The sequence below is a fragment of the Ruegeria sp. ANG10 genome (assembly GCF_040705255.1).
Taxonomy (GTDB): domain Bacteria; phylum Pseudomonadota; class Alphaproteobacteria; order Rhodobacterales; family Rhodobacteraceae; genus Ruegeria.
In genome coordinates this window covers 173,735-195,043 of the sequence record NZ_JBFCVU010000006.1, presented here as the reverse complement: position 1 = coordinate 195,043, position 21,309 = coordinate 173,735, and the positions used below count along the sequence as shown (strand labels likewise).

The 21,309-nt window shown below is 56.5% G+C and carries 21 protein-coding genes and 2 tRNA genes; 17 read left to right on the top strand and 6 right to left on the bottom strand.

The annotated features are described in order from the left end of the window. Positions 1-45 precede the first annotated feature (45 nt). Positions 46-120: transfer RNA gene (locus AB1A64_RS14630), tRNA-Thr, on the bottom strand. Between the two features lie 83 nt (positions 121-203). Between AB1A64_RS14630 and AB1A64_RS14625 the strand changes: the two genes are divergently transcribed. From AB1A64_RS14625 to AB1A64_RS14585, 9 genes are all read left to right on the top strand, one after another. Continuing rightward, a complete protein-coding gene (locus AB1A64_RS14625) occupies positions 204-359 on the top strand; it encodes a hypothetical protein (protein ID WP_170350212.1) in 156 nt (51 codons plus the stop codon). A 6-nt stretch (positions 360-365) separates the two neighbouring features. After that, positions 366-1,634, top strand: a complete 1,269-nt coding sequence (gene murA, locus AB1A64_RS14620; RefSeq protein WP_366552079.1) for a UDP-N-acetylglucosamine 1-carboxyvinyltransferase — start codon at positions 366-368, stop codon at positions 1,632-1,634. Continuing rightward, the gene (locus tag AB1A64_RS14615) at positions 1,631-2,107 is read left to right on the top strand and encodes a DUF2948 family protein (RefSeq protein WP_366552078.1); all 477 of its coding nucleotides are present in this window, start codon (positions 1,631-1,633) and stop codon (positions 2,105-2,107) included. Before murA ends, AB1A64_RS14615 begins: the two co-directional genes overlap by 4 nt. Continuing rightward, positions 2,108-2,626 carry a GNAT family N-acetyltransferase gene (locus AB1A64_RS14610; protein WP_366552077.1) on the top strand — a complete coding sequence of 173 codons (519 nt, stop codon included), beginning with the start codon at positions 2,108-2,110 and terminating at the stop codon, positions 2,624-2,626. A 60-nt stretch (positions 2,627-2,686) separates the two neighbouring features. After that, positions 2,687-3,985, top strand: a complete 1,299-nt coding sequence (gene hisD, locus AB1A64_RS14605; RefSeq protein ID WP_366552076.1) for a histidinol dehydrogenase — start codon at positions 2,687-2,689, stop codon at positions 3,983-3,985. Between the two features lie 92 nt (positions 3,986-4,077). After that, on the top strand, positions 4,078-4,557 hold the full coding sequence (locus tag AB1A64_RS14600) for a UPF0262 family protein (RefSeq protein ID WP_170350217.1): 480 nt from the start codon (positions 4,078-4,080) through the stop codon (positions 4,555-4,557). A 3-nt stretch (positions 4,558-4,560) separates the two neighbouring features. Beyond that, positions 4,561-5,013 (top strand): low molecular weight phosphatase family protein, encoded by a 453-nt coding sequence (locus AB1A64_RS14595; protein WP_170350218.1) that lies wholly within the window; start codon positions 4,561-4,563, stop codon positions 5,011-5,013. 2 nt (positions 5,014-5,015) lie between these two features. Then, complete coding sequence (locus AB1A64_RS14590; RefSeq protein WP_366552075.1) at positions 5,016-5,414, top strand: ketosteroid isomerase-related protein; 399 nt, start codon at positions 5,016-5,018, stop codon at positions 5,412-5,414. Then, positions 5,407-6,000: a GNAT family N-acetyltransferase gene (locus AB1A64_RS14585; RefSeq protein ID WP_366552074.1), complete on the top strand. Its 594-nt coding sequence runs from the start codon at positions 5,407-5,409 to the stop codon at positions 5,998-6,000. The genes AB1A64_RS14590 and AB1A64_RS14585 overlap by 8 nt, the downstream gene beginning before the upstream one ends. Positions 6,001-6,026: 26 nt before the next feature. Here AB1A64_RS14585 and AB1A64_RS14580 read toward each other — a convergent pair whose 3' ends face one another. Then, positions 6,027-6,236 carry a hypothetical protein gene (locus AB1A64_RS14580; protein ID WP_366552073.1) on the bottom strand — a complete coding sequence of 70 codons (210 nt, stop codon included), beginning with the start codon at positions 6,234-6,236 and terminating at the stop codon, positions 6,027-6,029. A 147-nt stretch (positions 6,237-6,383) separates the two neighbouring features. Between AB1A64_RS14580 and AB1A64_RS14575 the strand changes: the two genes are divergently transcribed. The 6 genes from AB1A64_RS14575 (at position 6,384) to AB1A64_RS14550 (ending at position 9,511) form a co-directional block, all read left to right on the top strand. Beyond that, positions 6,384-7,259 (top strand): carbon-nitrogen hydrolase family protein, encoded by an 876-nt coding sequence (locus AB1A64_RS14575; protein ID WP_366552072.1) that lies wholly within the window; start codon positions 6,384-6,386, stop codon positions 7,257-7,259. A 91-nt stretch (positions 7,260-7,350) separates the two neighbouring features. Next, a complete protein-coding gene (gene infA / locus AB1A64_RS14570; RefSeq protein ID WP_005978431.1) occupies positions 7,351-7,569 on the top strand; it encodes a translation initiation factor IF-1 in 219 nt (72 codons plus the stop codon). A gap of 11 nt (positions 7,570-7,580) precedes the next feature. Further along, positions 7,581-8,159 carry a Maf family protein gene (locus tag AB1A64_RS14565; protein WP_366552071.1) on the top strand — a complete coding sequence of 193 codons (579 nt, stop codon included), beginning with the start codon at positions 7,581-7,583 and terminating at the stop codon, positions 8,157-8,159. Beyond that, positions 8,156-9,178, top strand: a complete 1,023-nt coding sequence (locus AB1A64_RS14560) for a ribonuclease E/G (RefSeq protein ID WP_366552070.1) — start codon at positions 8,156-8,158, stop codon at positions 9,176-9,178. The genes AB1A64_RS14565 and AB1A64_RS14560 overlap by 4 nt, the downstream gene beginning before the upstream one ends. After that, positions 9,175-9,357 carry a DNA gyrase inhibitor YacG gene (gene yacG / locus AB1A64_RS14555; RefSeq protein WP_366552069.1) on the top strand — a complete coding sequence of 61 codons (183 nt, stop codon included), beginning with the start codon at positions 9,175-9,177 and terminating at the stop codon, positions 9,355-9,357. The genes AB1A64_RS14560 and yacG overlap by 4 nt, the downstream gene beginning before the upstream one ends. 79 nt (positions 9,358-9,436) lie before the next feature. After that, positions 9,437-9,511: transfer RNA gene (locus AB1A64_RS14550), tRNA-Phe, on the top strand. A 189-nt stretch (positions 9,512-9,700) separates the two neighbouring features. On the opposite strand, the gene AB1A64_RS14545 is transcribed toward AB1A64_RS14550, so the two are convergent. The 4 genes from AB1A64_RS14545 to AB1A64_RS14530 form a co-directional block, all read right to left on the bottom strand. Then, a complete protein-coding gene (locus tag AB1A64_RS14545) occupies positions 9,701-12,820 on the bottom strand; it encodes a multidrug efflux RND transporter permease subunit (protein ID WP_366552068.1) in 3,120 nt (1,039 codons plus the stop codon). Next, complete coding sequence (locus AB1A64_RS14540) at positions 12,821-13,978, bottom strand: efflux RND transporter periplasmic adaptor subunit (protein WP_366552067.1); 1,158 nt, start codon at positions 13,976-13,978, stop codon at positions 12,821-12,823. It abuts the gene before it with no gap. Between the two features lie 526 nt (positions 13,979-14,504). Then, complete coding sequence (locus tag AB1A64_RS14535; RefSeq protein WP_366552066.1) at positions 14,505-17,015, bottom strand: CoA transferase; 2,511 nt, start codon at positions 17,013-17,015, stop codon at positions 14,505-14,507. 41 nt (positions 17,016-17,056) lie between these two features. After that, positions 17,057-18,724 carry a GMC family oxidoreductase N-terminal domain-containing protein gene (locus AB1A64_RS14530; RefSeq protein WP_366552065.1) on the bottom strand — a complete coding sequence of 556 codons (1,668 nt, stop codon included), beginning with the start codon at positions 18,722-18,724 and terminating at the stop codon, positions 17,057-17,059. 156 nt (positions 18,725-18,880) lie between these two features. Between AB1A64_RS14530 and AB1A64_RS14525 the strand changes: the two genes are divergently transcribed. Both AB1A64_RS14525 and AB1A64_RS14520 read left to right on the top strand, forming a co-directional pair. Continuing rightward, on the top strand, positions 18,881-19,792 hold the full coding sequence (locus tag AB1A64_RS14525; protein ID WP_366552064.1) for a LysR family transcriptional regulator: 912 nt from the start codon (positions 18,881-18,883) through the stop codon (positions 19,790-19,792). Between the two features lie 575 nt (positions 19,793-20,367). Then, a complete protein-coding gene (locus tag AB1A64_RS14520; RefSeq protein ID WP_366552063.1) occupies positions 20,368-21,219 on the top strand; it encodes a hypothetical protein in 852 nt (283 codons plus the stop codon). The last annotated feature ends 90 nt before the right edge of the window (positions 21,220-21,309 follow it).

Sequence of the window (21,309 nt, the reverse complement as noted above, 5' to 3'; positions counted from 1 at the left end):
TGCGCCCCTTGATACCGGGACAATCAAAAAACAAGGATGTTTGGATGGTGCTGCTGGAGAGAATTGAACTCTCGACCTCTCCCTTACCAAGGGAGTGCTCTACCTCTGAGCTACAGCAGCGCTGTGGGCGGGTGATTAGACGCAAACGAAACAGGGCGCAAGGGTCTCTGGACGGTTTTTTTCACCTCCTGTAGAGAAAGATTATGGCAGATAGAAATACACCCAAAAAACATGGCAAATCCGCGGACGCTCGGGAAGAGCGGCTGAAGGCGGCGCTAAAGGCGAATATGGCGCGGCGCAAGGCGCAGGCCAAGGCGCGCGCAAGCTCGGATAACGATGCCGAAAAGGACGAGGGATAAGAGCAGATGGATTCGATTCTGGTGACAGGCAATGGACCGCTAAACGGTCAAATACCGATTGCGGGGGCCAAGAACGCGTGTTTGACGCTGATGCCCGCAACCTTGCTGAGCGAAGAACCGCTGACGCTGACCAATGCGCCGCGGCTGAGCGACATCAAGACCATGACGCAATTGCTGCAGTCTTTGGGGGCTGAGGTGTCGTCGCTGCAGGGCGGGCAGGTGATCGCGATGTCGAGCCATGATCTGACCAGCCACACTGCGGATTATGAAATCGTGCGCAAGATGCGTGCGTCCAATTTGGTGTTGGGTCCGATGCTGGCGCGGTTGGGGCAGGCGGTGGTTTCGCTGCCTGGCGGTTGTGCGATTGGCGCGCGACCCATGGACCTGCACGTTGAGGGGCTTGAGGCGCTGGGCGCTGAGATCGAGCTGAAGGACGGCTATCTGCACGCCAAAGCATCCGGCGGGTTGAAAGGCGCGGTGCATGAGATGCGCTTTGCATCCGTGGGTGCGACCGAAAACATCGTCATGGCGGCCACCTTGGCCAAGGGCACCACGGTTCTGAAGAATGCCGCGCGCGAGCCTGAGATCGTCGACCTGGTTGAGTGCCTGCGTAAGATGGGCGCGCAAATCTCGGGCGAGGGGACCTCGACCATCGAGATTCAGGGCGTTGATCGCTTGCATGGTGCGACCCACCAGGTTGTGACCGACCGGATTGAACTGGGCACCTATATGCTGGCCCCGGCCATTTGCGGTGGTGAGGTAGAGTTGCTGGGCGGCCGCATGTCGCTGGTTGATTCCTTTGCTGCCAAGCTGGACGCGGCGGGTGTCAGCGTCACGCAGACCGAAAAGGGTTTGAAAGTGGCGCGCAAGAACGGGCGCGTGACATCGGTGGATGTGGTGACCGAGCCTTTTCCGGGGTTCCCGACCGACCTGCAGGCGCAGATGATGGCGTTGATGTGTACGGCCGAAGGCACCGCGGTATTGGAAGAACGTATCTTCGAGAATCGCTTTATGCACGCCCCTGAACTGGTGCGCATGGGGGCAAATATCGAAGTTCATGGCGGCACGGCTACGGTTACAGGTGTGGACCAGCTGAAAGGCGCGCCGGTGATGGCAACGGATCTGCGGGCCTCGGTCTCGTTGATTCTGGCGGGTCTGGCAGCAGAAGGCGAGACCACGGTCAGCCGGGTCTATCATCTGGACCGCGGATATGAGCATGTGGTGCGCAAGCTGGAAGGCGTGGGTGCAAAAATAGAACGGATCAAGGGTCAATGACAGACGCAAGTTTCCACGACGGGCGCGAGGCCCCTCTGAATCTGGGTGCCGAGGATGCAGAGGATCTGCAGGTCATCTCGACCCTGGCGCAGGACGCGGTATTCCCGGTAACCGAGATGACATGGCAGCCCTCGCAGCGCCGGTTCGGCCTGCTGTTGAACCGTTTTCGGTGGGAGGATAAGGATGCCGCCACCCGCCGCGATCGTCCGTTTGAGCGGGTTCAGGCGGTTCTGGTGTTTAATTCGGTGCTGTCAGTGGCCAGCCAGGGCATCGATCGCAGCGACAAGGACATGGTGATGTCCCTGCTGTCGATTGATTTTGAGGCAGGTGAAGACGGGGCCGGTCAGGTTTTGCTGACGCTGGCAGGGGATGGTGCCATCCGGCTGAAGGTTGAAGCACTTGACGCCACGCTCAAGGATGTGACGCGGCCGTACAAGGCCCCTTCGGGTCAGGTACCGCATCACCCCGAATAGATGCAGAACAAGCGCGGCATTTCACAGGCATTCTCGCAGATTCCGGCTGGAGTATCCCTGCGCCGCGCAACCGTTTTTGATGTGTTTGATCTGAGCCGGGTGCTGACCCGATCGATCACCCAGCTTTGTGTCGCGGATCATCAAGGTGACCGGCAGGCCATCGCATATTGGACCGCAAATAAGGACCCTGCATCAATCCGTGGCTGGATCGTAGCAGGAGCGCACATCTGGCTGGCCGAGCATGCAGGGCAGGTTGCCGCCGTGGGCGGTTTGCACGACGATGAAATCACGCTGCTGTACATCGACCCGGATTACACGGGTCACGGCATCGGGACGGCCTTGTTGCACCGGCTTGAGAAAGACCTGATTGCCTCGGGTCAATTCGATGCCAGATTAGAGGCGACAAAAACCGCGCAGGACTTTTACCGGCGGCACGGCTGGCAGGCCACTGGGCAATGTGGTGCGCGTGGCGACGTGTCCTGTTTCGCGATGCGCAAATCGCTGCACCCCAAGGACTAAGGGTTGAGGCCAACTCATCCCGGCGATATGTCCCCATCAAACGCCCCGGAGTGCCTAATCATGCCCGTTTTCCTTGATACCACGACGTCTGAATTCGAAACCGCCTTTCAGGCGCTGTTGTCGGCCAAGCGCGAGGACAGCCCGGATGTGGATGCCACCGTGGCGCAAATCATCGATGATGTGCGCAGTCGTGGCGACGCGGCTGTGATCGAGTTGACCGCCAAGTTCGACCGGCTTGAGCTGACGCCCGGTACGTTGGCCTTTTCTGCCGAAGAGATCGACACCGCGGTTGCGCAGGTTTCGGATGCGGACCGCACCGCGCTGGAACTGGCCGCCAAGCGCATCCGCGCCTATCACGAAAAACAGATGCCCGAGGATCATCAATGGACCGACGAAGCCGGGGCGACACTGGGCTGGCGCTGGTCGGCCGTGTCGGCCGCGGGGCTTTATGTGCCGGGCGGGTTGGCCTCGTACCCCTCGTCAGTTCTGATGAATGCAATTCCGGCCAAGGTTGCAGGGGTCCAGCGATTGGCCATTACGGTGCCAACGCCGGACGGGCAGGTGAACCCGTTGGTCCTGCAGGCCGCGCGGCTTTCCGGCGTGGATGAAATATATCGCATCGGTGGTGCGCAAGCGATTGCAGCGCTGGCCTATGGCACCGCATCCATCGCGCCGGTGGACAAGATCACCGGGCCCGGCAATGCCTTTGTCGCGGCGGCCAAGCGTCGGGTGTTCGGCAAGGTCGGGATCGACATGATTGCCGGTCCGTCCGAAATCCTCGTGATCGCGGACAAGGACAATGACCCCGATTGGATCGCGTTGGATCTGCTCAGCCAGGCCGAACATGACGAAAGCGCCCAGTCGATCCTTGTCACCGATGATGCCGCCTTTGGGCAGGCTGTGGCGCAAGCGGTTGAAAAGCGGCTTGAAACCTTGCAACGCCGCGCCATCGCCGGGGCCAGCTGGCGCGATTTTGGGGCCATTATCACCGTGCGCGATTTGGATGAGGCCGCCGCCCTGTCCAATCGCATTGCGCCCGAGCATCTGGAGCTGTGCGTCGCCGATCCGGTCGCGCTGAGTGACAAAACCATCCATGCGGGTGCGATTTTCCTGGGCCAATACACGCCCGAGGCCATTGGCGATTATGTTGGCGGTCCAAATCACGTGCTACCCACCGCGCGTTCAGCCAGGTTCTCATCCGGTCTCAGCGTGATGGATTTTCTAAAACGTACCACGCTCAGCCAGATGACGCCCGACGCGCTGCGCGCCATTGGCCCTGCGGCAGAACAACTGGCGCAATCCGAAAGCCTTGAGGCGCACGGTCTGTCGGTGACGGCCCGCCTCAACGGGCTGAATTGACGCAAAGACCCATGGCACATGGCGTTTCTGTGCGTTGCTCAATGAAAACCATTGCTATAGGTCTGTGCTGAACTGAACGGACCACACGCGACATGACCCGCATTTCACATATCGAACTGGATGATCGAAACCTGCCGCCGCCGACCCCCGAGATCGAGCAAGAGCGCAAGGTCGCCATCTATGATCTGCTGGAAGACAACAGTTTTACCCTTCCGCAACGGGATGGGCGCACGGCACCAGACGGGCCGTATCATGTACAACTGTCGATCCGTGAAAAACGTCTGGTCTTTGACATTGCCACCGAGGCCGAGGAAAAAGCCGCCGAGTTCCATCTTTCGCTAGGCCCGTTCAAGCAGGTGGTCAAAGACTATTTTCAAATCTGTGAAAGCTATTTCAACGCGGTCAAGAACCTGCCGCCCAGCCAGATCGAAACCATTGATATGGCCCGGCGCGGAATTCACAACGAAGGCAGCCGCGTGTTGCAGGAGCGTCTGGAAGGAAAGGCGGATATTGACACCGACACAGCCCGTCGTCTGTTCACGCTGATTTGCGTGTTGCATTTTGGGGGCTGACGCGTGAAGCCTCTGCCGCAGTCGGTCCTGTTTTGTTGCGACCACAACTCGGTCCGGTCTCCGATGGCCGAAGGTATCATGAAGAAATTCTATGGTACCGGCACCTATGTACAGTCTGCTGGCGTCCATAATGACCTTGAGATTGACGGGTTTTGCATTTCGGTTTGTCACGAGATCGGCGTCGAGCTGTCCCGGCATCGCTCGCGGTCCTTTGATGAGATGCAGGAATGGGGCGACGATCTTAGTTCATTCGACCTGGTCGTGGCTTTGTCGCCCGCCAGTCAGCGTCAGGCGTTGGAACTTACCCGAGTTTTTCATCTGGATGTCGATTATTGGCCAATAATGGACCCTACCGGACTGGGCGAGAATCGCGAACAAAAGCTACATCACTACCGACAGACCCGCGATCAGATCATCAAGCATCTGAAAGACCGCTGGGGCGAACCAACGGAGTGACCATGAACCAGACCGTCCAAACCTATTTCGATGCCTTCAACGCCGGCGATGTAGAGGGCATGTTGGCCTGCTTATCAGACGATGTGGCCCATCACGTGAACGAGGGCCAAATTCGTGTCGGCAAAGAGAAATTCGCGGCCTTTTGCGATCACATGAACCGTTGCTATCGCGAGAACCTGACCGATATCGTGGTGTTTGAGGCCAAAGGCGGCACTCGTGCGGCGGCCGAGTTTATCGTGAACGGCACCTATCTGGAAACCGATGCGGGCCTGCCCGACGCCCATGGCCAGACCTATCGCCTGCCTGCGGGGTCGTTCTTTGACCTCAACGACGGCAAGATTACTCGCGTCACCACCTTCTACAATCTCGCAGACTGGACCAAACAGGTGTCCGGTGGCTGAGGTCACCGCCGTCCGCCCCTTGACCGGAGCGGCGCTGGAGGCTGCTCTGGATGATGTCGCGCGTTTGAGGATCGAAGTGTTTCGGGCGTGGCCCTACCTTTATGATGGTGATCTGGAATACGAGCGGAAATACCTGCAATCTTACCGTGACAGCGACAAAGCATTTGTCGTCGGCGCTTTTGACGGCGATCATTTGATTGGCGCGTCAACCGGGGCACCTCTGACCGACCACGCGGACGATTTCGCGGCGGCGTTTGAGGGCACCGGTCTGGATCTGTCACAAATTTTCTACTGCGCGGAATCCGTTTTGCTGTCCGGCTATCGAGGTCAGGGCGTTGGCCATAAGTTTTTCGATCTGCGTGAGGAGCATGCCCGCGCGTTGGGTTTCAGCAAATGCGCCTTCTGCGGCGTTCAGCGCTCGGTGGATCACCCAATGCGACCCGACAATTACCGACCGCTGGACGCCTTCTGGCGCGCCCGCGGATACGAGCCGCTGCCGGGTGTGATCGCACAATTCTCGTGGAAGGATATCGGCGAGGAAGGTGAGACGCTGAAGCCGTTGCAGTTTTGGATGCGGGATTTGTAGTCGTAACTCACCGCTGCGCTTCAAGCTTAACGTTTACGGCTGAGTAAACCGTATTTAACGGCCCATCCTCTGAAGCTTCGGTTGCGGCGCTTTTCCGATTTCATCGCTTTTTTTTCTTGCGCGCCGCCCTGCCGATTGAATTCGAACACGTCAATCACGCGTTCTGCACAGCCGCAGGCTTCGCCCATGCCCACCTTAGCATAGTAGAACTTTTCGAAGCTTTCCGGGTTTTGCATGGCCATCCTCCTGCGCTTATAGAACCATTTCCGGGGTCACCTGCCAATTCACTTTCCCGTCGATGAAGGCAGAGGCGAACAAAGCGTCTGTACAGATTGAGTCACCCTCAATTAATGTCTCGCCTAATCAGGTCTGAGGAACCAGAAATGAAAGTCGCAACTGCCGCCTATAACCTCGATTGGCTCGACAGCTGGGCACAGTACGAAGACAAGCTGGACCGCTGGGTGTCCCAGGCCGCGGGGCAGGGTGCCGAGTTGTTGGTGTTCCCTGAATACGGCGCGATGGAACTGTCGACGCTGGACGGGGTTGAGGTGGCGGGTGATCTGGAACGCTCGATCCACGCAGTGTCTGATCGGATGGAGGCGGCGCAGGCCCTGCATCAGCGCCTTGCACAGGAATACAAGACCTACATATTGGGCGCGTCGGCCCCCGTCGTGGATGGGCCGGGCCGACCGGTGAACCGTGCAGCATTCTATGCGCCTGATGGTGGGCAGGATCATCAGGACAAGCAGATCATGACCCGGTTCGAGCGCGAAGACTGGGATATCGCACCGGGCGGGCCGCTGAAGCTTTTCAATACCGCGCTGGGTAAGATCGGCGTACTGATCTGCTATGACAGCGAATTTCCCCTACTGGGCCGTGCGCTGAGAGAGGCCGATCTGATCCTGGTCCCCTCATGTACCGAGGCGTTGGCAGGCTATTGGCGGGTTCGGATCGGCGCGATGTCACGGGCGCTGGAAAATCAATGCGTTACGGTGATGGCGTCTCTGGTCGGGGATAATGAGTGGTCCGAGGCCGTGGACAGGAACACCGGCACCGGCGGCATTTTCGGCCCGCCCGACAAGGGGTTTCCTGCTACCGGGGTGCTGGCCGAAGGTGCTTTGAACCAACCGGGCTGGACCTATGCGGATATCGACCTTTCAGCAATTGCCGAAGTTCGCGCTGATGGGCACGTTCTGAACCGCACTCATTGGGAGGAGCAGTCGCTCAGAGTCGATTCCGTCACATTATCGCGCCTTTAGGTGATTCTGGCCTTGAAATAAGCCCAAAATGGGCTCATTTAAGCGCACATCCCCGTAGATTCTGCGGGTGCAACGTAATGATGGAGACAACATGGCCAAGGAAGATACGCTCGAATTTCCCGGTGTCGTGAAGGAACTCCTGCCTAATGCGACGTTTCGGGTCGAGCTGGAAAACGGCCATGAGATCATCGCACATACGGCAGGCAAGATGCGCAAGAACCGCATCCGTGTTCTGGCCGGCGACAAGGTTCAGGTCGAGATGACCCCCTATGATCTGACCAAGGGTCGGATCAACTACCGCTTCAAGTAACGCCTGCCGCAATGGCGTTTATCTTAGGATCGGGCAGCCCAAGGCGGCTGGACCTGCTGGCCCAGCTTGGCGTGCAGCCTGATGCAATTCGCGCCCCCGACATAGACGAGACGCCTTTTAAAGCCGAATTGCCGGTGCCTTATTGCAACCGCATCACGCGGGCAAAAGTGCAGGCAGTTCAGGCGGATATTGATGATGTCACCCTATGTGCGGATACGACCGTCGCGCTTGGCCGCCGCATTCTGGGCAAGCCCGAAGATACGGGGCAGGCGGCCGAATTCCTACATGCGCTGTCCGGTCGGCGGCATCGCGTGATCACTTCGGTCGCTGTGCGGCGTGGGGATCGCGTATTGCAACGTGATGTGGTCTCGCAGGTCAAGGTCAAGCGCCTGTCGGACGTCGAGATCAATGCCTATCTGGCAACTGGAGACTGGCAGGGCAAAGCAGGTGCTTACGCCATTCAAGGTCCGGCCGGGGCGTTCATTCCCTGGATTTCAGGTTCGTTCACCGGCATCGTGGGCCTACCCCTGTCTGAAACTGCCGCCCTTTTGCAGGGCATCGGCTATCCCTTGTATCGTGAGGTGTCATGAAGGGCCGCACCATCGTGCTAGATCATATCGACAACCGCGAAGCTGCCGCCTTGATGGTGGATGGCAAGCTGGATGATTTCCTGATCGCAGGGGATGCCCCCGCACCGGGCACGATCTACCGCGCCCGTGCCGACCGCCCCGTCAAAGGGCAGGGCGGCATGTTCCTGACAACCCCCGACGGTCCGGCCTTCTTGCGGCAGGTGAAAGGATTGGCGCCGGGCGCCCTGATGCTGGTGCAGATCACTGGCTATGCGGAGCCGGGCAAGGCACTACCGGTTACAGATCGCATCCTGTTCAAAAGCCGCTATGCGATTGTCACACCTGACGCGCCGGGTCTGAATATTTCACGCTCAATCCGCGACGAGGACGAACGCGACCGTCTGCTAGAGATTGCGCATGACTGCATGGACGGCAGCACTTACGGCCTGATTTTGCGCTCTTGCTGTTTGGGCGAAGATGCGGGCGAGATCGCCGAGGACATCAACGCCATGTTGGCCCATGCCGATCAGGTTTTGAATGATCCGGGAACCGAACCCGAGCTGTTGTTGGAGGGCGATGGCCCTCACGTTCTGGCCTGGCGCGACTGGACTGACCCGGCCGAAGTGGTGACGCAGGACGGAAGCTTTGAGGCGCAGGGCGTGTTGGATGCGTTGGATGACGTGCGCGGTATTTCCGAACCGCTTCCAGGCGGAGGGTACTTGTATATTCAGCCCACACGCGCGCTGGTTGCGGTGGATGTGAATACAGGATCCGACACCTCTATGGCTGCCGGAACCAAGGCGAACTTCGCCTGCGCCAAGGTGTTGGCGCGTGCGTTGCGCGTGCGGGGTCTGGGCGGGCAAATCACCTTGGACCTTGCCCCAATGCCTAAGAAGGACCGGCGCGGTTTTGAATCAACCCTGCGCGCGGCGTTCAAGGCAGATGGAATTGAAACCACCCTGGCGGGTTGGACCCCACTGGGCCACTACGAACTGCAACGCAAACGCGGCCGTATTCCACTGACGGAGGTGTTGAAATGAGCTGCCCGATCTGTGGTGAAGACACGTTAACCAAGTTCCGCCCCTTCTGTTCAAAACGCTGTGCTGACATTGATCTGGCCAAGTGGTTGAACGGCTCATATGCGGTTCCGTCGCAGCGGGAAGAGGACTTGGATACGGATGGATCCGAAGGTCAAACCGAGCAATCGCGCCCACACTAAAAAAATCTGAAAAAGCCTCTGGACACTGCCTGTGGCAAGTCATAGAAGGCCTCCACCCAACGATGAACATCGTTCCCGTGCCCGGGTAGCTCAGGGGTAGAGCAGTGGATTGAAAATCCTCGTGTCGGTGGTTCGATTCCGCCCCCGGGCACCATTCCCAGCGCCAACATATTGATTGCCCTCAGTTTCTTAGTAAAACAACGCAGGTGCAGGACATGGCGTATGACAAATCGGTCCCCTTTTCGTTCGACAAGAACGGCATTCATTGTTTCGATCCATTGAGGGAGTTTTCTGGACAAACGTATTTTGGGCGAAGCAATCCGAACAGCCGGATCTCGTGATCTCAGCTAGAAAGTGTGCGGCTTTTAGTTAAACGCTCTCGTAGTCGTTCAATGACGACGTACAAAACCGGTACAAGAACGAGGCTCAGGACTGTAGCGACAATCATCCCGCCAAAGACTGCGGTTCCAAGAGATCTTCGGGCCGCAGATCCGGCGCCGCTAGCGATTACCAGTGGCACAACGCCCAGAATGAAAGCGAACGCAGTCATCAGCAAGGGCCTAATTCGGATGCGCGCGGCCTCCATGGCCGACTCTTCGATCGAAAGACCCTCTTGGCGTCGACGGCGGGCGAATTCGACGATCAGGATGGCCCCCTTGCTTGCGAGACCGATCAACATCACCAGCCCGATCTGGCAATAGATGTTGTTGTCGTAGCCGCGCAGCCATTGCGCAACCAGGGCCCCGAATATCGCAAGCGGAACCGCCAACAAAACCATCAGGGGCATAACAAAGCTTTCATACTGGGCGGCCAGAAACAGAAAGGCGAAGATTACTGCCAGCGCGAAAAGGATCGGGGCCACATTCCCTGCCTTGATTTCCTGATATGCGTTACCAGTCCATTCAAAGCTGTACCCTCGCGGGAGCGTTTGTTTCGCCAAGGCATCCATGGCTGTGATCGCCTGGCTTGAACTATGCCCGTCGCCTGCAGTGCCGCTGATGCTGGTCGAGCGGAACAGGTTGTAGTGATTGATGGTGCGTGCGCCGATCTGGGGCTTTAGCTTCACCAGCGCACTGAGCGGGACCATATTGCCTTTGTCGTTGCGTACATAAAGCCGGCCGATATCTTCTTCGGCCTGTCGCGCATCTACATCGGCTTGCAAATAGACTTTGTACACTCTGCCGTAGACGTTGAAATCATTCACATAAACGCCACCCAAAAACGTTTGTAGCGCATCAAACACATCTTCGATTGATATCCCTTCGGTCAGCGCCTTGGTTCGGTCCAACTCGATATGCAGCTGCGGTGTGCTTGCGGAAAACGGGCTGTATAGGCCGGATAGTTCAGGTCGCGCATTGCCAGCCGTGACCATATCCCGGGTCACCTGTTCCAAATCCTGAAGCGAGCCGCCCGTCGTGTCCTGCAATTCGAATTGGAACCCACCGGTTGGCGAAAGTCCGAAGATGGGTGGTGGATTGAAAGTGGCAAGTACGCCACCCGGCAATTGATCGAATTGCGCCTGCGCTTTGGCTATCAAAGCGGTCACGCTTTCATCTGAACCCTTCCTCTGGTTCCAAGGTTCCAGGATCGCGAACAGGTTTCCTTGATTCGGTGCCGACGTGTTGGTCAAGATGCTGAAGCCGGTGAAGGTAATCACCCCTTTTACACCGGGCAGGCCATGCAGAATCTCGTAGGCTTCGTCGACAACCTTTTGGGTCTGGCCCAGCGCAGTGCCTTCTGGCGTTTCTAAGCTAATGATGAAATAGCCCTGGTCTTCATTTGGAATGAAACCCGCGGGCACGACGGTGAACATGTATACAGTTCCTGCCAGCAGCGCAGCGAACCCCAACGCCACAGGTTGCCAGACCCGGATGAACCAACCGACCACAGCCTCATAGCGTTGCGTGAACCAGGCAAAGCCTGCGTCAAATTTTTGGATTATCTTGGCTTTTGGCCGCGCGCCACCAAGCAACAGGCCACATAGGGCAGGGCTGAGCGTCAAGGCATTGATCGCAGAAATTGCAACTGCCGACGCAATCGTCAGTGCGAATTGCTGGTACAGCTTTCCAGCCAATCCCGGCATCAGGGCGACAGGTATGAATACGGCCATCAGAACCAGCGATGTGGCCACGATCGGGCTGGTGACCTCGTCCATTGCGCGGCGGGCCGCAACCTTGGCGTCAGTCTCACCGTTTTCGATGTGTCGCGATACGTTCTCGACCACGACAATTGCGTCATCGACAACCAATCCGACTGCTAGAACGAGGCCAAACAACGTCAAAAGGTTGATAGAAAAGCCAAGGGCCAGCATCAAAGCAAATGTACCAATCAGGCAGACCGGAATGGTAATCACCGGAATAAGTGCCGCCCGCAGATTGGGCAGGAAAATAACGATGACAAAGACGACTAGCAGGATTGCTTGTCCGAGCGTGAGAAGAACATCCCGAATAGCTTCGCGATCAAAGTTCGTCGTGTCGTAGATGACCGTGTATTCAAGGCCATCCGGGAAATCCTGAGATAGCACTGCCATGGTTTCGCGAACCTGCGACGCCAGTTGCAGGGCATTAGCCCCCGGCAGTTGCATGACCCCAAGACCCACCGTTGGACTGCTGTCCAAAGTTGAGCTGAACGAATAATCCTCGGCGCCCAGTTCCACTCGCGCCACGTCCTTTAATCTTATGACAGCACTGTCATCGCCGATGCCAAGAACGATATCCTCAAACTCTTCCTTGCTTTGCAGCCTTCCCTTTGCCGTCAGTGTCAGTTGGAATTTCTGATTGTCGCCAATCGGTGGCGCCCCCAAGGCCCCAGCGGCGACTTGTTGGTTTTGCGCGGTGATGGCGTCATATACATCGGATGCTGTCAGGCCGAGGCTCGCCATTTTTTCGGGATCAAGCCAGATGCGCATGGCATAGACCCGTTCACCCCAAACCATCACCGTTCCGACGCCAGGAATACGTTTCAGGCGGTCGGTTATGTGAATGTCCGCGTAATTTGAGATGAAAAGCTCATCAAACTGGCCGTTTGGCGAAATCAGATTGACCCCCATGGTCAGGTCAACCGACTCCTTAGTGACTGTCACGCCAGATGCGACAACTTCATCCGGAAGTTGCGCCATCGCCGTGGAAACCCTGTTTTGCGTATCTACGGCTGCGATACTCAGATCGTAACCTTCCTCAAAAGTAACGGTTATGTTTGACGTGCCGTCATTGGAGCTGGTGGACGACATGTAAACCATGCCCTGAACACCGTTGATTTGCTCTTCCAGGGGAATGGTCACTGCTTCTTCGACAACCTCGGCGCTGCCGCCGGTATAGGTGGCACTGACGACAACTGTCGGCGGCACGACTTCTGGGAATTCGCCAACAGGAAGCAGCGGGATTGAAATCAACCCGGCGATTACGATGACCAACGCGATAACCGAAGCAAAGACGGGTCTGAAGATGAAAAACCGGCTCAGCATTCAGCCATCAGCCTTGTCAGTGTTCGAACCGCCGGATGGTTTTTGGACATCCACGGTCATACCAGATCGCACCCGTTGCTGACCTTGCACAACTACCTTTTCGCCGTCCTTAAGCCCCGTCGTCAGGATGCGGCGACCTTGATAGTTGCGGCCAACAGTCACCCGGCGCATTGTTGCCTTGTCGTTGTTGTCGACAACAAAAACAAAAGAACCTGCTTGATCCTGTGCGACGGCCTCAGAAGGGACGGTTATCTGGTCCGCTTGTTCGGTAAGCTGGATGTTCACTTTGGCATATTGACCGGGGCGCAGGGTTTTTTCGGGATTGGGAAACACGGCACGTACAGCAATGGTGCCCGTTGTTGGATTGATCCCTGGGTCAGAAAAATCAAGCGTACCTGCATGTGGATGCGCGCTGCCGTCGACCAATGTTATCGCCACCTTCAGATCAGGATTTTTCGATCTGTATTTTTCCAGCTCCAGAAATTGCGTTTCGCTGGGGCTTACATAGACGAACAACGGATCCATTTGGACCAGTTCGGTCAGGATGGTGTCATTTGCCGAAACGACATTGCCAACATCCTGATAGACGCGTCCGATCCGCCCACCGATTGGTGCAGACACCGTGGCATAGTCAAGGTTGACTTGTGCTGAGTCCACAGCACCCTGGCTGCTGTCGAGATCACCTTTTGCTTGGGCGGCCTCGGTGGTTGATTTGTCCAATTTCTCTTGCGCGACCGCCCCGTCATCCGCCAAAGCGGTAAAACGCTCTTTCTCCCTGTTTGCGAACTCCAAACCGGCCTGATTTTTGTCTCGCTCACCTTTGAGGCGGCGGAGTTCGGTTGCGTAGGGACGTTGGTCGATTACGAACAGGGTGTCGCCTTTGGCGATATCTGTACCCTCTTTGAAGGAGCGGGATTCGACGTGACCATCGACGCGCGACCGAATGGAAACTGTGTTGGGGGATACTGTACGCCCGGTCAGCTCAAGATAAAGTGGTACCACTTCTGTCGTTGCTTGCGCGACGACAACTTTGGGCGCGGTGGTTTTTGTTTCATCCGCCGCCTTGTCGAAGCAGCCAGTAAGGAGGAGTAGCAGGCAAAACGATAGAACGTGGCGTGCATCCCGGCTGTTACCTAAAATTTTCTTCCCCAGACGCACTCACCCCTCCCAACGCTTAACATTGCGACTAAAGGATAGCTTATTTTGAAAAAATTATCACCGACAACAGTTTTCCGCATGCCAGCGCATTCGGTTTTTCGTCAAAAACGCTGACATTGGGCGCGCAGCGATTGGCCCATTTTTCGTGGTCCCGAATTCTATGGATGCGTGGCAAAAGCCATCAAAGGTGTGCTGCGTGGCAGAGGTAAAGGCACGACACCTTTGAGCGGAACACTCATGCGTAGTCCGTGCTGCAAATGATGAACCGAAGCTCGGCCATCAAAGACGTACTGGATGATTGTGTCGCGATGTTTCTGGCACATTATAGGCAGGACGCGTGAAGCTTTTCGCAGCCAATGGCTTTAGCACGACAGTAACTCTACGTTCGCAAACGGCCCAATACGCGGCGCGGGGATTGCGAAGACTCAAGCGTTTCCGACCAACTTTCTGAAATCAGCCACCCGCGCGTTAGCGGTCAAAAGCAGGTATGTCCCTGCCACCTTTGCAAAGTGACAGGGGCGGGCCTTTAGCTCGGTAGGTATTCCGCACTCCAGGACAGGGCAACATCGCCAGATTTGATCATCACTTCGATGGCCTCATCCGCATAGCCGAGCTCTCTTAGGATTGCGCGGGTGGATGTTCCGAACTTCTCGGATGGTTCGACCGCAAACACCATTGCGCGGGCAGGGCGCACCGCATAGGGATCAAGCTGTGTCACCTCGTGCCCGCTGGGGTGATCGGTGTAAATCGAGAATGAGTAGCTGCCATTTTCAGTGCCCGGTGTGCCATCCGCTTCGCGTGAATTCCGCGCGCGCAATGCGTCCAGGTTTTCGCAAATTGCCGCACCGATATCGGCTGCGTTCAGCTTTTCCACCCAATCCGACGCAGGCAGGGCTTGGAATGCAGTCGCAAGGTAGGCGGCGCGATCTTCTTCTGGCTGATCAGGCAGATCCTCCAAGCCTTCAACCTCTCGGAACAGTGGCAGATCAGATTCATAGGCACTGAGCAGGATATAGCGACCCGATGCAGTGCTATAAAACCGGGTCAGTGCATCATAGCCGTTTGCCTCGGGGCCTGTCGGCTCACTAAACAGCCCGCGGCCCTTGTAATCAAAAGCAAAGGGGATTTGCAAAAGGCCGCTATTGGAACTGAGCGAGGTACGACCGCGCCCGATCCGACCGAACCGGTATTTTTGATAAAGCGCCGCTGCCACGCCAAGTGCGCCGCCAAATCCGCACATGACGTCGATCGTACCCACATGGGCGTGTTCCTCTGGTCGGTCCATGGCACCACCAAAGCGCAGCATGATGCCGGTTGTCGCCTGAACCAGGTCATCGTAGCCGATGTAATCGGTCCGCGTGCCCCGACGCACACCGCTGAAACAGTCAAGCTTGCAGAACAACGCGCCGGGGTTGAGCTTGCGCAGGCTGTCGGCATCAAGACCCATTTTCTTGATCTGATTGTCTGGTGCGTTCCAAACAATGACATCGACGGATTTCACAAGGTCCTCAAAGACCCGGCGTCCGTGATGCGAGGTGATGTCTGCCAGAACGGAGCGTTTGCCGCGCATCTGCGACATGCCATAGATGACGGTGTTCCAACTGTCATACATCGGCACGGACGGATCGAGCTTGATCACCTCGGCCCCGAAACGTGCCAGATAGCTGGCCGAATGCGGGCCCGCGATCACATTGCACAGGTCCAGAACCCGCACGCCGGACAGCCAGCCTTCCCTTGTGGTTTTGTCGGACGGCGTTGGTACCTCGGTTCGATGCGCTTTGAGGAGCCCCAGCGCTTCGTCAAACGCGACCCACCGGCGCGGTTCGGGCTGCAGGGCTTCTTCGCCGCTCTCTTCCATCCAGACCACCGGGCCGGGTTGCGTCATGTCGCCGTAAACCGGGTCCCAGACATCGATCATCAGCCCGGATGTTTCGGCATACTCGTCGTGGACCCATTCCTGCAGCCAGCGCTGCGGTGCGCCGGGAATTAGGCCCCGACCGAACATCTTTTTCCATTCATGCGATGTGCGGGTCATGAAGACCTCTTTCATCCGCGCGGCGATCTTGTCGGCCCAGAATTTCGGCATCGGATAAACTCCGAGCGAGGTATCATGTTTCCATTCCGACCAAGGCTTGTAGGTGTCTTCTTCCGATGTCAGCCCGTCGGCGACCAGTTCATCGTAAATGCCCAGCACTTCCAAGCACCGACGGGCGTGGTTCTTGTGGCTTGGACAAACCACGTAGAACATGCGTCCGTCTTTGCACATGTAACTGCGGAAGAATGGGTCCAACAGTTCCTGCAGATCGTCATACGCAACGTTCATTGGCAGGCCTTCGATGCGCCGGCGTTCAATCTCAACCTCGCGCTGGGTCAGATAACGCTCGGGCATGTTATCAACCTTGATCGAGTTGTAGCAGAGCCCCTCCATCACGGCGGCGGCCAGCGGAACTTCGATCTGGTCGCCAAGGCCAGTCACTTGCCGGGACTGCAAAGCCAGCACCGTAGCCGAAGCAGCGATCTGCGAGGCATAGGCCGAGGCCAACGGTAGTGGTGAAAAAGACGGGTTCAGCCCCATCAGCACCCGGTTCAGCCCCATGTCGGTGAACACGCCCGAACTTGCTGCGACGATACTTTCATAGGCGCGCAACTCGCGCCGTTCTTCGTCGTTCGAGGCAAAACCGGGGACCGAGATGGTAATCAGCTCGGGCCTTTCTTCGCGCATTGCGGCAAAGTCTATTCCAAGCGCGGTCAGCTTACCGGGGCGGAAGTTCTCGACGATGATGTCGGCCTCGGCGCAGAGTGTCTTGGCTCGCTCCAGCCCATCCGGGGTTTTTAGATCAAGGTTTACGATCACCTTGTTTCGGTTCAGCGCAGCGTTTGCCGGGCTGTCCCACATCGGGCCGTCAGGGGGGTCGATGTGAACCACGGTTGCGCCCAGATCGCCCAGCGACATCGCGACAGCGGGACCCGCAATGTACTGGCCGAAATCAACGACCTTCACACCGGTCAGCGGAAGATTGGAAAATGACTTGCGCATGGTTCCTCCCAGAAACTCTTATGTCTGCGTGCTGACAGGTTTTATTGGCCCGCCAGCATCCAGCCCGCGGCCTTTTCTGCGATCATGATTGTGGGTGAATTGGTATTGCCGCTGGTGATTTCGGGCATGACCGAGGCATCAACAACGCGCAGGCCAGCGACACCCTTCATGCGCAGATGCGGGCCGAGAACAGCGGTTTCATCGTCCTCGCGGCCCATCTTGATCGTACCAACCGGGTGAAAGATCGTACTGGCGATGTCGCCTGCCAACCGGGCCAATTCTTCGTCGGTTTGATATTCGACGCCCGGTTTGAATTCTTCAGGCTCGTAAGCCTCCATTGCGGGCTGAGCCATAATCTCGCGCACCTGCCGAAGGCTTTGGGCGGCCACTTTCCGATCTTCGTCTGTGTCCAGGTAGTTGGGTGTAATATCGGGCGCTTGACGGAAATCAGAAGACGCGATGCGGACATGCCCGCGGCTGGTCGGATTCAGGTTGCAGACACTGACCGTAATGGCAGGGAAGTTATGCAGGTCTTCGCCAAACGCCTCAAGGCTCAACGGCTGGACGTGGTATTCGAGATTGGCGTGCGGGCGTTCTGGATCCGATCTGGTAAAAGCACCCAACTGGCTGGGCGACATGCTCATCGGACCCGAACGTTTCAGCACATATTCCAATCCGATTTTAGCCTTGCCCACCATCGAATTGGCCAGTGTGTTCAGCGTCTTGGTGTCCCTAACCTTGTAGACTGCACGAATTTGCAAGTGATCCTGAAGGTTTTCGCCCACATAGGGCGCATCCATCACCACATCTATTCCATGCTCTTTCAGAAGCGCCGCCGGACCTATCCCCGATAGTTGCAGGATTTGCGGAGAGTTCACGGCACCTGCTGACAGGACCAATTCCTTTGCGGCCTGGACCGAAACATGCTGCCCCTTGCGGTGGACAACCGCGCCGGTGCAACGCAACGCAGCGCCGTCGCCTTTGTCGAAGGTCAACCTCTCGACCTGTGCTTCGGTCCAGATCGTCAGGTTCGGACGCGATTTGGCGGGGCGCAGAAAGGCCTTGGACGTGTTCCAACGCCAGCCCGAGCGCTGGTTGACGTCGAAATAGCCAACCCCGGCATTGTCGCCAGAGTTGAAGTCTTCTGTCTTGGGAATGCCGTTTTCAACCGCGGCATCAGCAAAACTGTCCAGAACATCCCAGCGCAGACGCTGTTTTTCGACCCGCCATTCACCGCCATGGCCGTGCAGATCGGAAAACCGGCTATTGTCACCGGTGCGCGGGTCGGCACCATCATCCAGCCTGTAATGGTTTTCATGAGCCTTAAAGTCTGCCAGCGAGTTTTCCCAGCTCCAGGCCTCTTCGCCGGTAAGCTTGGCCCAATTGTCATAGTCGCGGGCCTGACCCCGCATATAGATCATCCCATTGATTGATGAGCATCCGCCGAGCGTCTTACCGCGCGGGTATAAAAGGCTGCGCCCGTTCAGGCCCTTAGCTGGCTGGGTTTGGTACATCCAGTCGGCACGCGGGTTGCCGATGCAATAGAGATAGCCAACCGGGATGTGTATCCAGGGATAGGTGTCAGGTTTGCCCGCTTCAAGCAGCAGCACCCGGTTCTTGGGATCAGCGCTCAGCCTGTTGGCCATCAGGCACCCGGCTGATCCGCCACCAATCACGATATAGTCGAACCTGTTTGCGCCGTCAGACATGTTCGTGTTCCACCTATTGTTTCGTTGCCAGATGCGCCGGGGGTTGAAGCGATGAACTGTCTTTGTTCCCGCTGCCTCCGGTCACACTGATCTCTGAAGGACGCGTGGGCAAAAAGCTAATGACAAATCGCACAATGCCATATTAGAAAATTTTATATGGACCGATTTTCAAATATTAACACCATTTTGGCTTTTGTGACGGTGGCGCGCGAAGGCAGCGTTTCACGCGCGGCTGAGGTGTTGAACCTGACCCAGCCGGCCATCAGCCATCAGATCAAGCGGTTGGGCGAAGAGACGGGGCTCAGGCTGTTCAACCGAACGGCAACGGGTTTGCAAATCACCCAGGACGGAGTTGCGGTATTAGCGAAGGCACAACAAGTTCTTGATGCAATGAGTGATTTCCAACGCAGCGCTCGGCAGCGTGTGGGACGTGTGAGTGGAAAGCTGACAATCGGCACGATTGTCGATCCAGAGTTCATTCGATTAGGTCGTCTTTTGGCGCATCTGCGCGCAGAGCATCCTGGTATCGAAACCGAACTGATACACGGGGTCAGCGGAGACATCCTGACATGGCTCAAACGGGGTCGGATCGATGCCGGATTCTATCTGTGTGGCCCCGATGATCTCTCCGGCATCGGGTCGGACGGCGGAGACAAGATACACGCCATAAAACTCGCCGATTTCACCTATCGCGTGATCGGGCCGGATGGTTGGCAGAAGCAGGTGGAAGAGTCCGACTGGACTTCGCTTGCATCCCTGCCTTGGATTGGCACTCCCGAAGCCTCTGTCCACCATCGCCTTCTGGCCAGGATCTTCGAAGATCAGGACAGCCGCCCGAACGTGGTTGCTTTAGTCGATCAAGAGGCTTCGATGCTCGAGATGGTGAGATCCGGCATTGGCCTGAGCCTCTGTCGCGATTCCATCGCGCTCCACCAAAAACAATCCTTCGGGCTTGCCGTCTGCAATTCCGTGTCAGTTCCTGCGTGCCTGTGTTTCGTGGCGTTAGAACGGCGCAAAGATAGCCCGATGATCGCTGAAACATTCGACCTGCTGCACCGGTCCTGGTGACGCAATACCGGAAGCGGCACAGAAATACCCGCTGCACATATGGCGCAGACTATTAACTGGCGCGTTCTGCGAGTGGTATGGCGGGCAGTGCTAAAAAAAATTGCTCGGTCGCGAATGCTATGTTCTGTACTGACACCAAGGGCCATGCACATGCCGACACCTGCACGACTACAGCCACTTGGCGGCGACTACAGAGAGTGTGAACGCTTCAAGCGCAAGAAAGCCCACTGGGCTGCTAAGATCGCTAAAAACGGATCGCCGGGAACACTTGGCGATCATGGAAGTTCTTGAAATGACTGCATGCAAGTAGTCATCCTTATGCGGATTGACGTGTAAACGGTGTTTGCACATGTCGGCGGAATGTGGACACCCGATTTAGCTATCCCCGAAGTTAAAGAGGCTCATGGCGAGGGCCTTATGTATCTGATTCCCGTCTGGAGCTCTTTTAAGCAGAGGAGCCCATTATCCAACTTTCTGACGAAATCTCCATCGTCAGAGAAGATCGTATTGAGAGCAAAATTGGTCAGAAGGTTAAGGGTGACAGATGTTGGGCGGACGCTAAGGTAAATGCTCATATGGCTGTGAATGACGGGAAATCGCGTCAGCTAATCAATGCATACAATGGGTCTAGCTACGAGAACGCCAGTAGTTTCGATTTTCAATGCAATTGGCAAACGACCAGATATTATATTGAACAACAGTCTAGTTGGCCGGACTTCGGAAAATCCTACAAGGATCAAGCAAAGTTTGAACACGGGTTACGGTCTGCCTTCGCTGCGTTGACCATAGTGTCGAAGGCTTCCATTCGCAGCATTCCAGCTTTTAAAGTTGTCAAGCAGCCTAAACAACGAGGATATACCTGCACATTCTCATCGCAAAGAATGAGGCCCCGGCGTCTGATTAGTACTGATCTGACTTTTGAATGTACAACCAGTGATATCTACAACCTCAAGAAGATTTTTAACTTCGTTTTTGAGCGGCAGCACCCGGAAGCTTATTTGGCTACCCTCCGACTGATGAGGTCGATCAATCGTTTGCAGAGTGATGACGGTATTTTAGATTTAATGATCGCCTTGGAGGCTTTTCTCAATAAAGAAAAAGGGGAAAAATACAGGTTGTGTAATCGTTTAGCTCATCTCTTGCACCCATCAGATCGTATTCAACGGAAGAAAATTCATGATGCCGTGGAGAGTGCATACAGCACGCGAAGCGACTTCGTGCATGGTGGTAGGCAGGAGACTGATTTTCTCGAAAGTGCCCTAGGCAACCCACACCCCAAAAATAAATTTGCTGATGCGGACAAATTGCAAGAATTGCGAAGGAGCATGGAGGAGATAGTTTGTGCTGCCCTCGCCGAGCGGTATTTAACTCACGGCGATACCTCTCGAGAAGAGCTTATAAAGAAACTTGACGATCTCAGCATCTAATCTTGCTGGTAAATCGGACGAGCCAAGACCGTTAGAAATACATATTTGGTCTCGCAAAGCTAAAGCAAATCTGTCTCAAAGCTGGTAGCG

Bases quoted from the DNA above. Each gene is read 5' to 3' on its own strand.
- AB1A64_RS14625 (WP_170350212.1), top strand. From the start codon at position 204: ATGGCAGATAGAAATACACCCAAAAAACATGGCAAATCCGCGGACGCT.
- murA (WP_366552079.1), top strand. From the start codon at position 366: ATGGATTCGATTCTGGTGACAGGCAATGGACCGCTAAACGGTCAAATA.
- AB1A64_RS14615 (WP_366552078.1), top strand. From the start codon at position 1,631: ATGACAGACGCAAGTTTCCACGACGGGCGCGAGGCCCCTCTGAATCTG.
- AB1A64_RS14610 (WP_366552077.1), top strand. From the start codon at position 2,108: ATGCAGAACAAGCGCGGCATTTCACAGGCATTCTCGCAGATTCCGGCT.
- hisD (WP_366552076.1), top strand. From the start codon at position 2,687: ATGCCCGTTTTCCTTGATACCACGACGTCTGAATTCGAAACCGCCTTT.
- AB1A64_RS14600 (WP_170350217.1), top strand. From the start codon at position 4,078: ATGACCCGCATTTCACATATCGAACTGGATGATCGAAACCTGCCGCCG.
- AB1A64_RS14590 (WP_366552075.1), top strand. From the start codon at position 5,016: ATGAACCAGACCGTCCAAACCTATTTCGATGCCTTCAACGCCGGCGAT.
- AB1A64_RS14580 (WP_366552073.1), bottom strand. From the start codon at position 6,236: ATGCAAAACCCGGAAAGCTTCGAAAAGTTCTACTATGCTAAGGTGGGC.
- AB1A64_RS14575 (WP_366552072.1), top strand. From the start codon at position 6,384: ATGAAAGTCGCAACTGCCGCCTATAACCTCGATTGGCTCGACAGCTGG.
- infA (WP_005978431.1), top strand. From the start codon at position 7,351: ATGGCCAAGGAAGATACGCTCGAATTTCCCGGTGTCGTGAAGGAACTC.
- AB1A64_RS14565 (WP_366552071.1), top strand. From the start codon at position 7,581: ATGGCGTTTATCTTAGGATCGGGCAGCCCAAGGCGGCTGGACCTGCTG.
- AB1A64_RS14560 (WP_366552070.1), top strand. From the start codon at position 8,156: ATGAAGGGCCGCACCATCGTGCTAGATCATATCGACAACCGCGAAGCT.
- yacG (WP_366552069.1), top strand. From the start codon at position 9,175: ATGAGCTGCCCGATCTGTGGTGAAGACACGTTAACCAAGTTCCGCCCC.
- AB1A64_RS14545 (WP_366552068.1), bottom strand. From the start codon at position 12,820: ATGCTGAGCCGGTTTTTCATCTTCAGACCCGTCTTTGCTTCGGTTATC.
- AB1A64_RS14535 (WP_366552066.1), bottom strand. From the start codon at position 17,015: ATGCGCAAGTCATTTTCCAATCTTCCGCTGACCGGTGTGAAGGTCGTT.
- AB1A64_RS14530 (WP_366552065.1), bottom strand. From the start codon at position 18,724: ATGTCTGACGGCGCAAACAGGTTCGACTATATCGTGATTGGTGGCGGA.
- AB1A64_RS14525 (WP_366552064.1), top strand. From the start codon at position 18,881: ATGGACCGATTTTCAAATATTAACACCATTTTGGCTTTTGTGACGGTG.
- AB1A64_RS14520 (WP_366552063.1), top strand. From the start codon at position 20,368: ATGGCTGTGAATGACGGGAAATCGCGTCAGCTAATCAATGCATACAAT.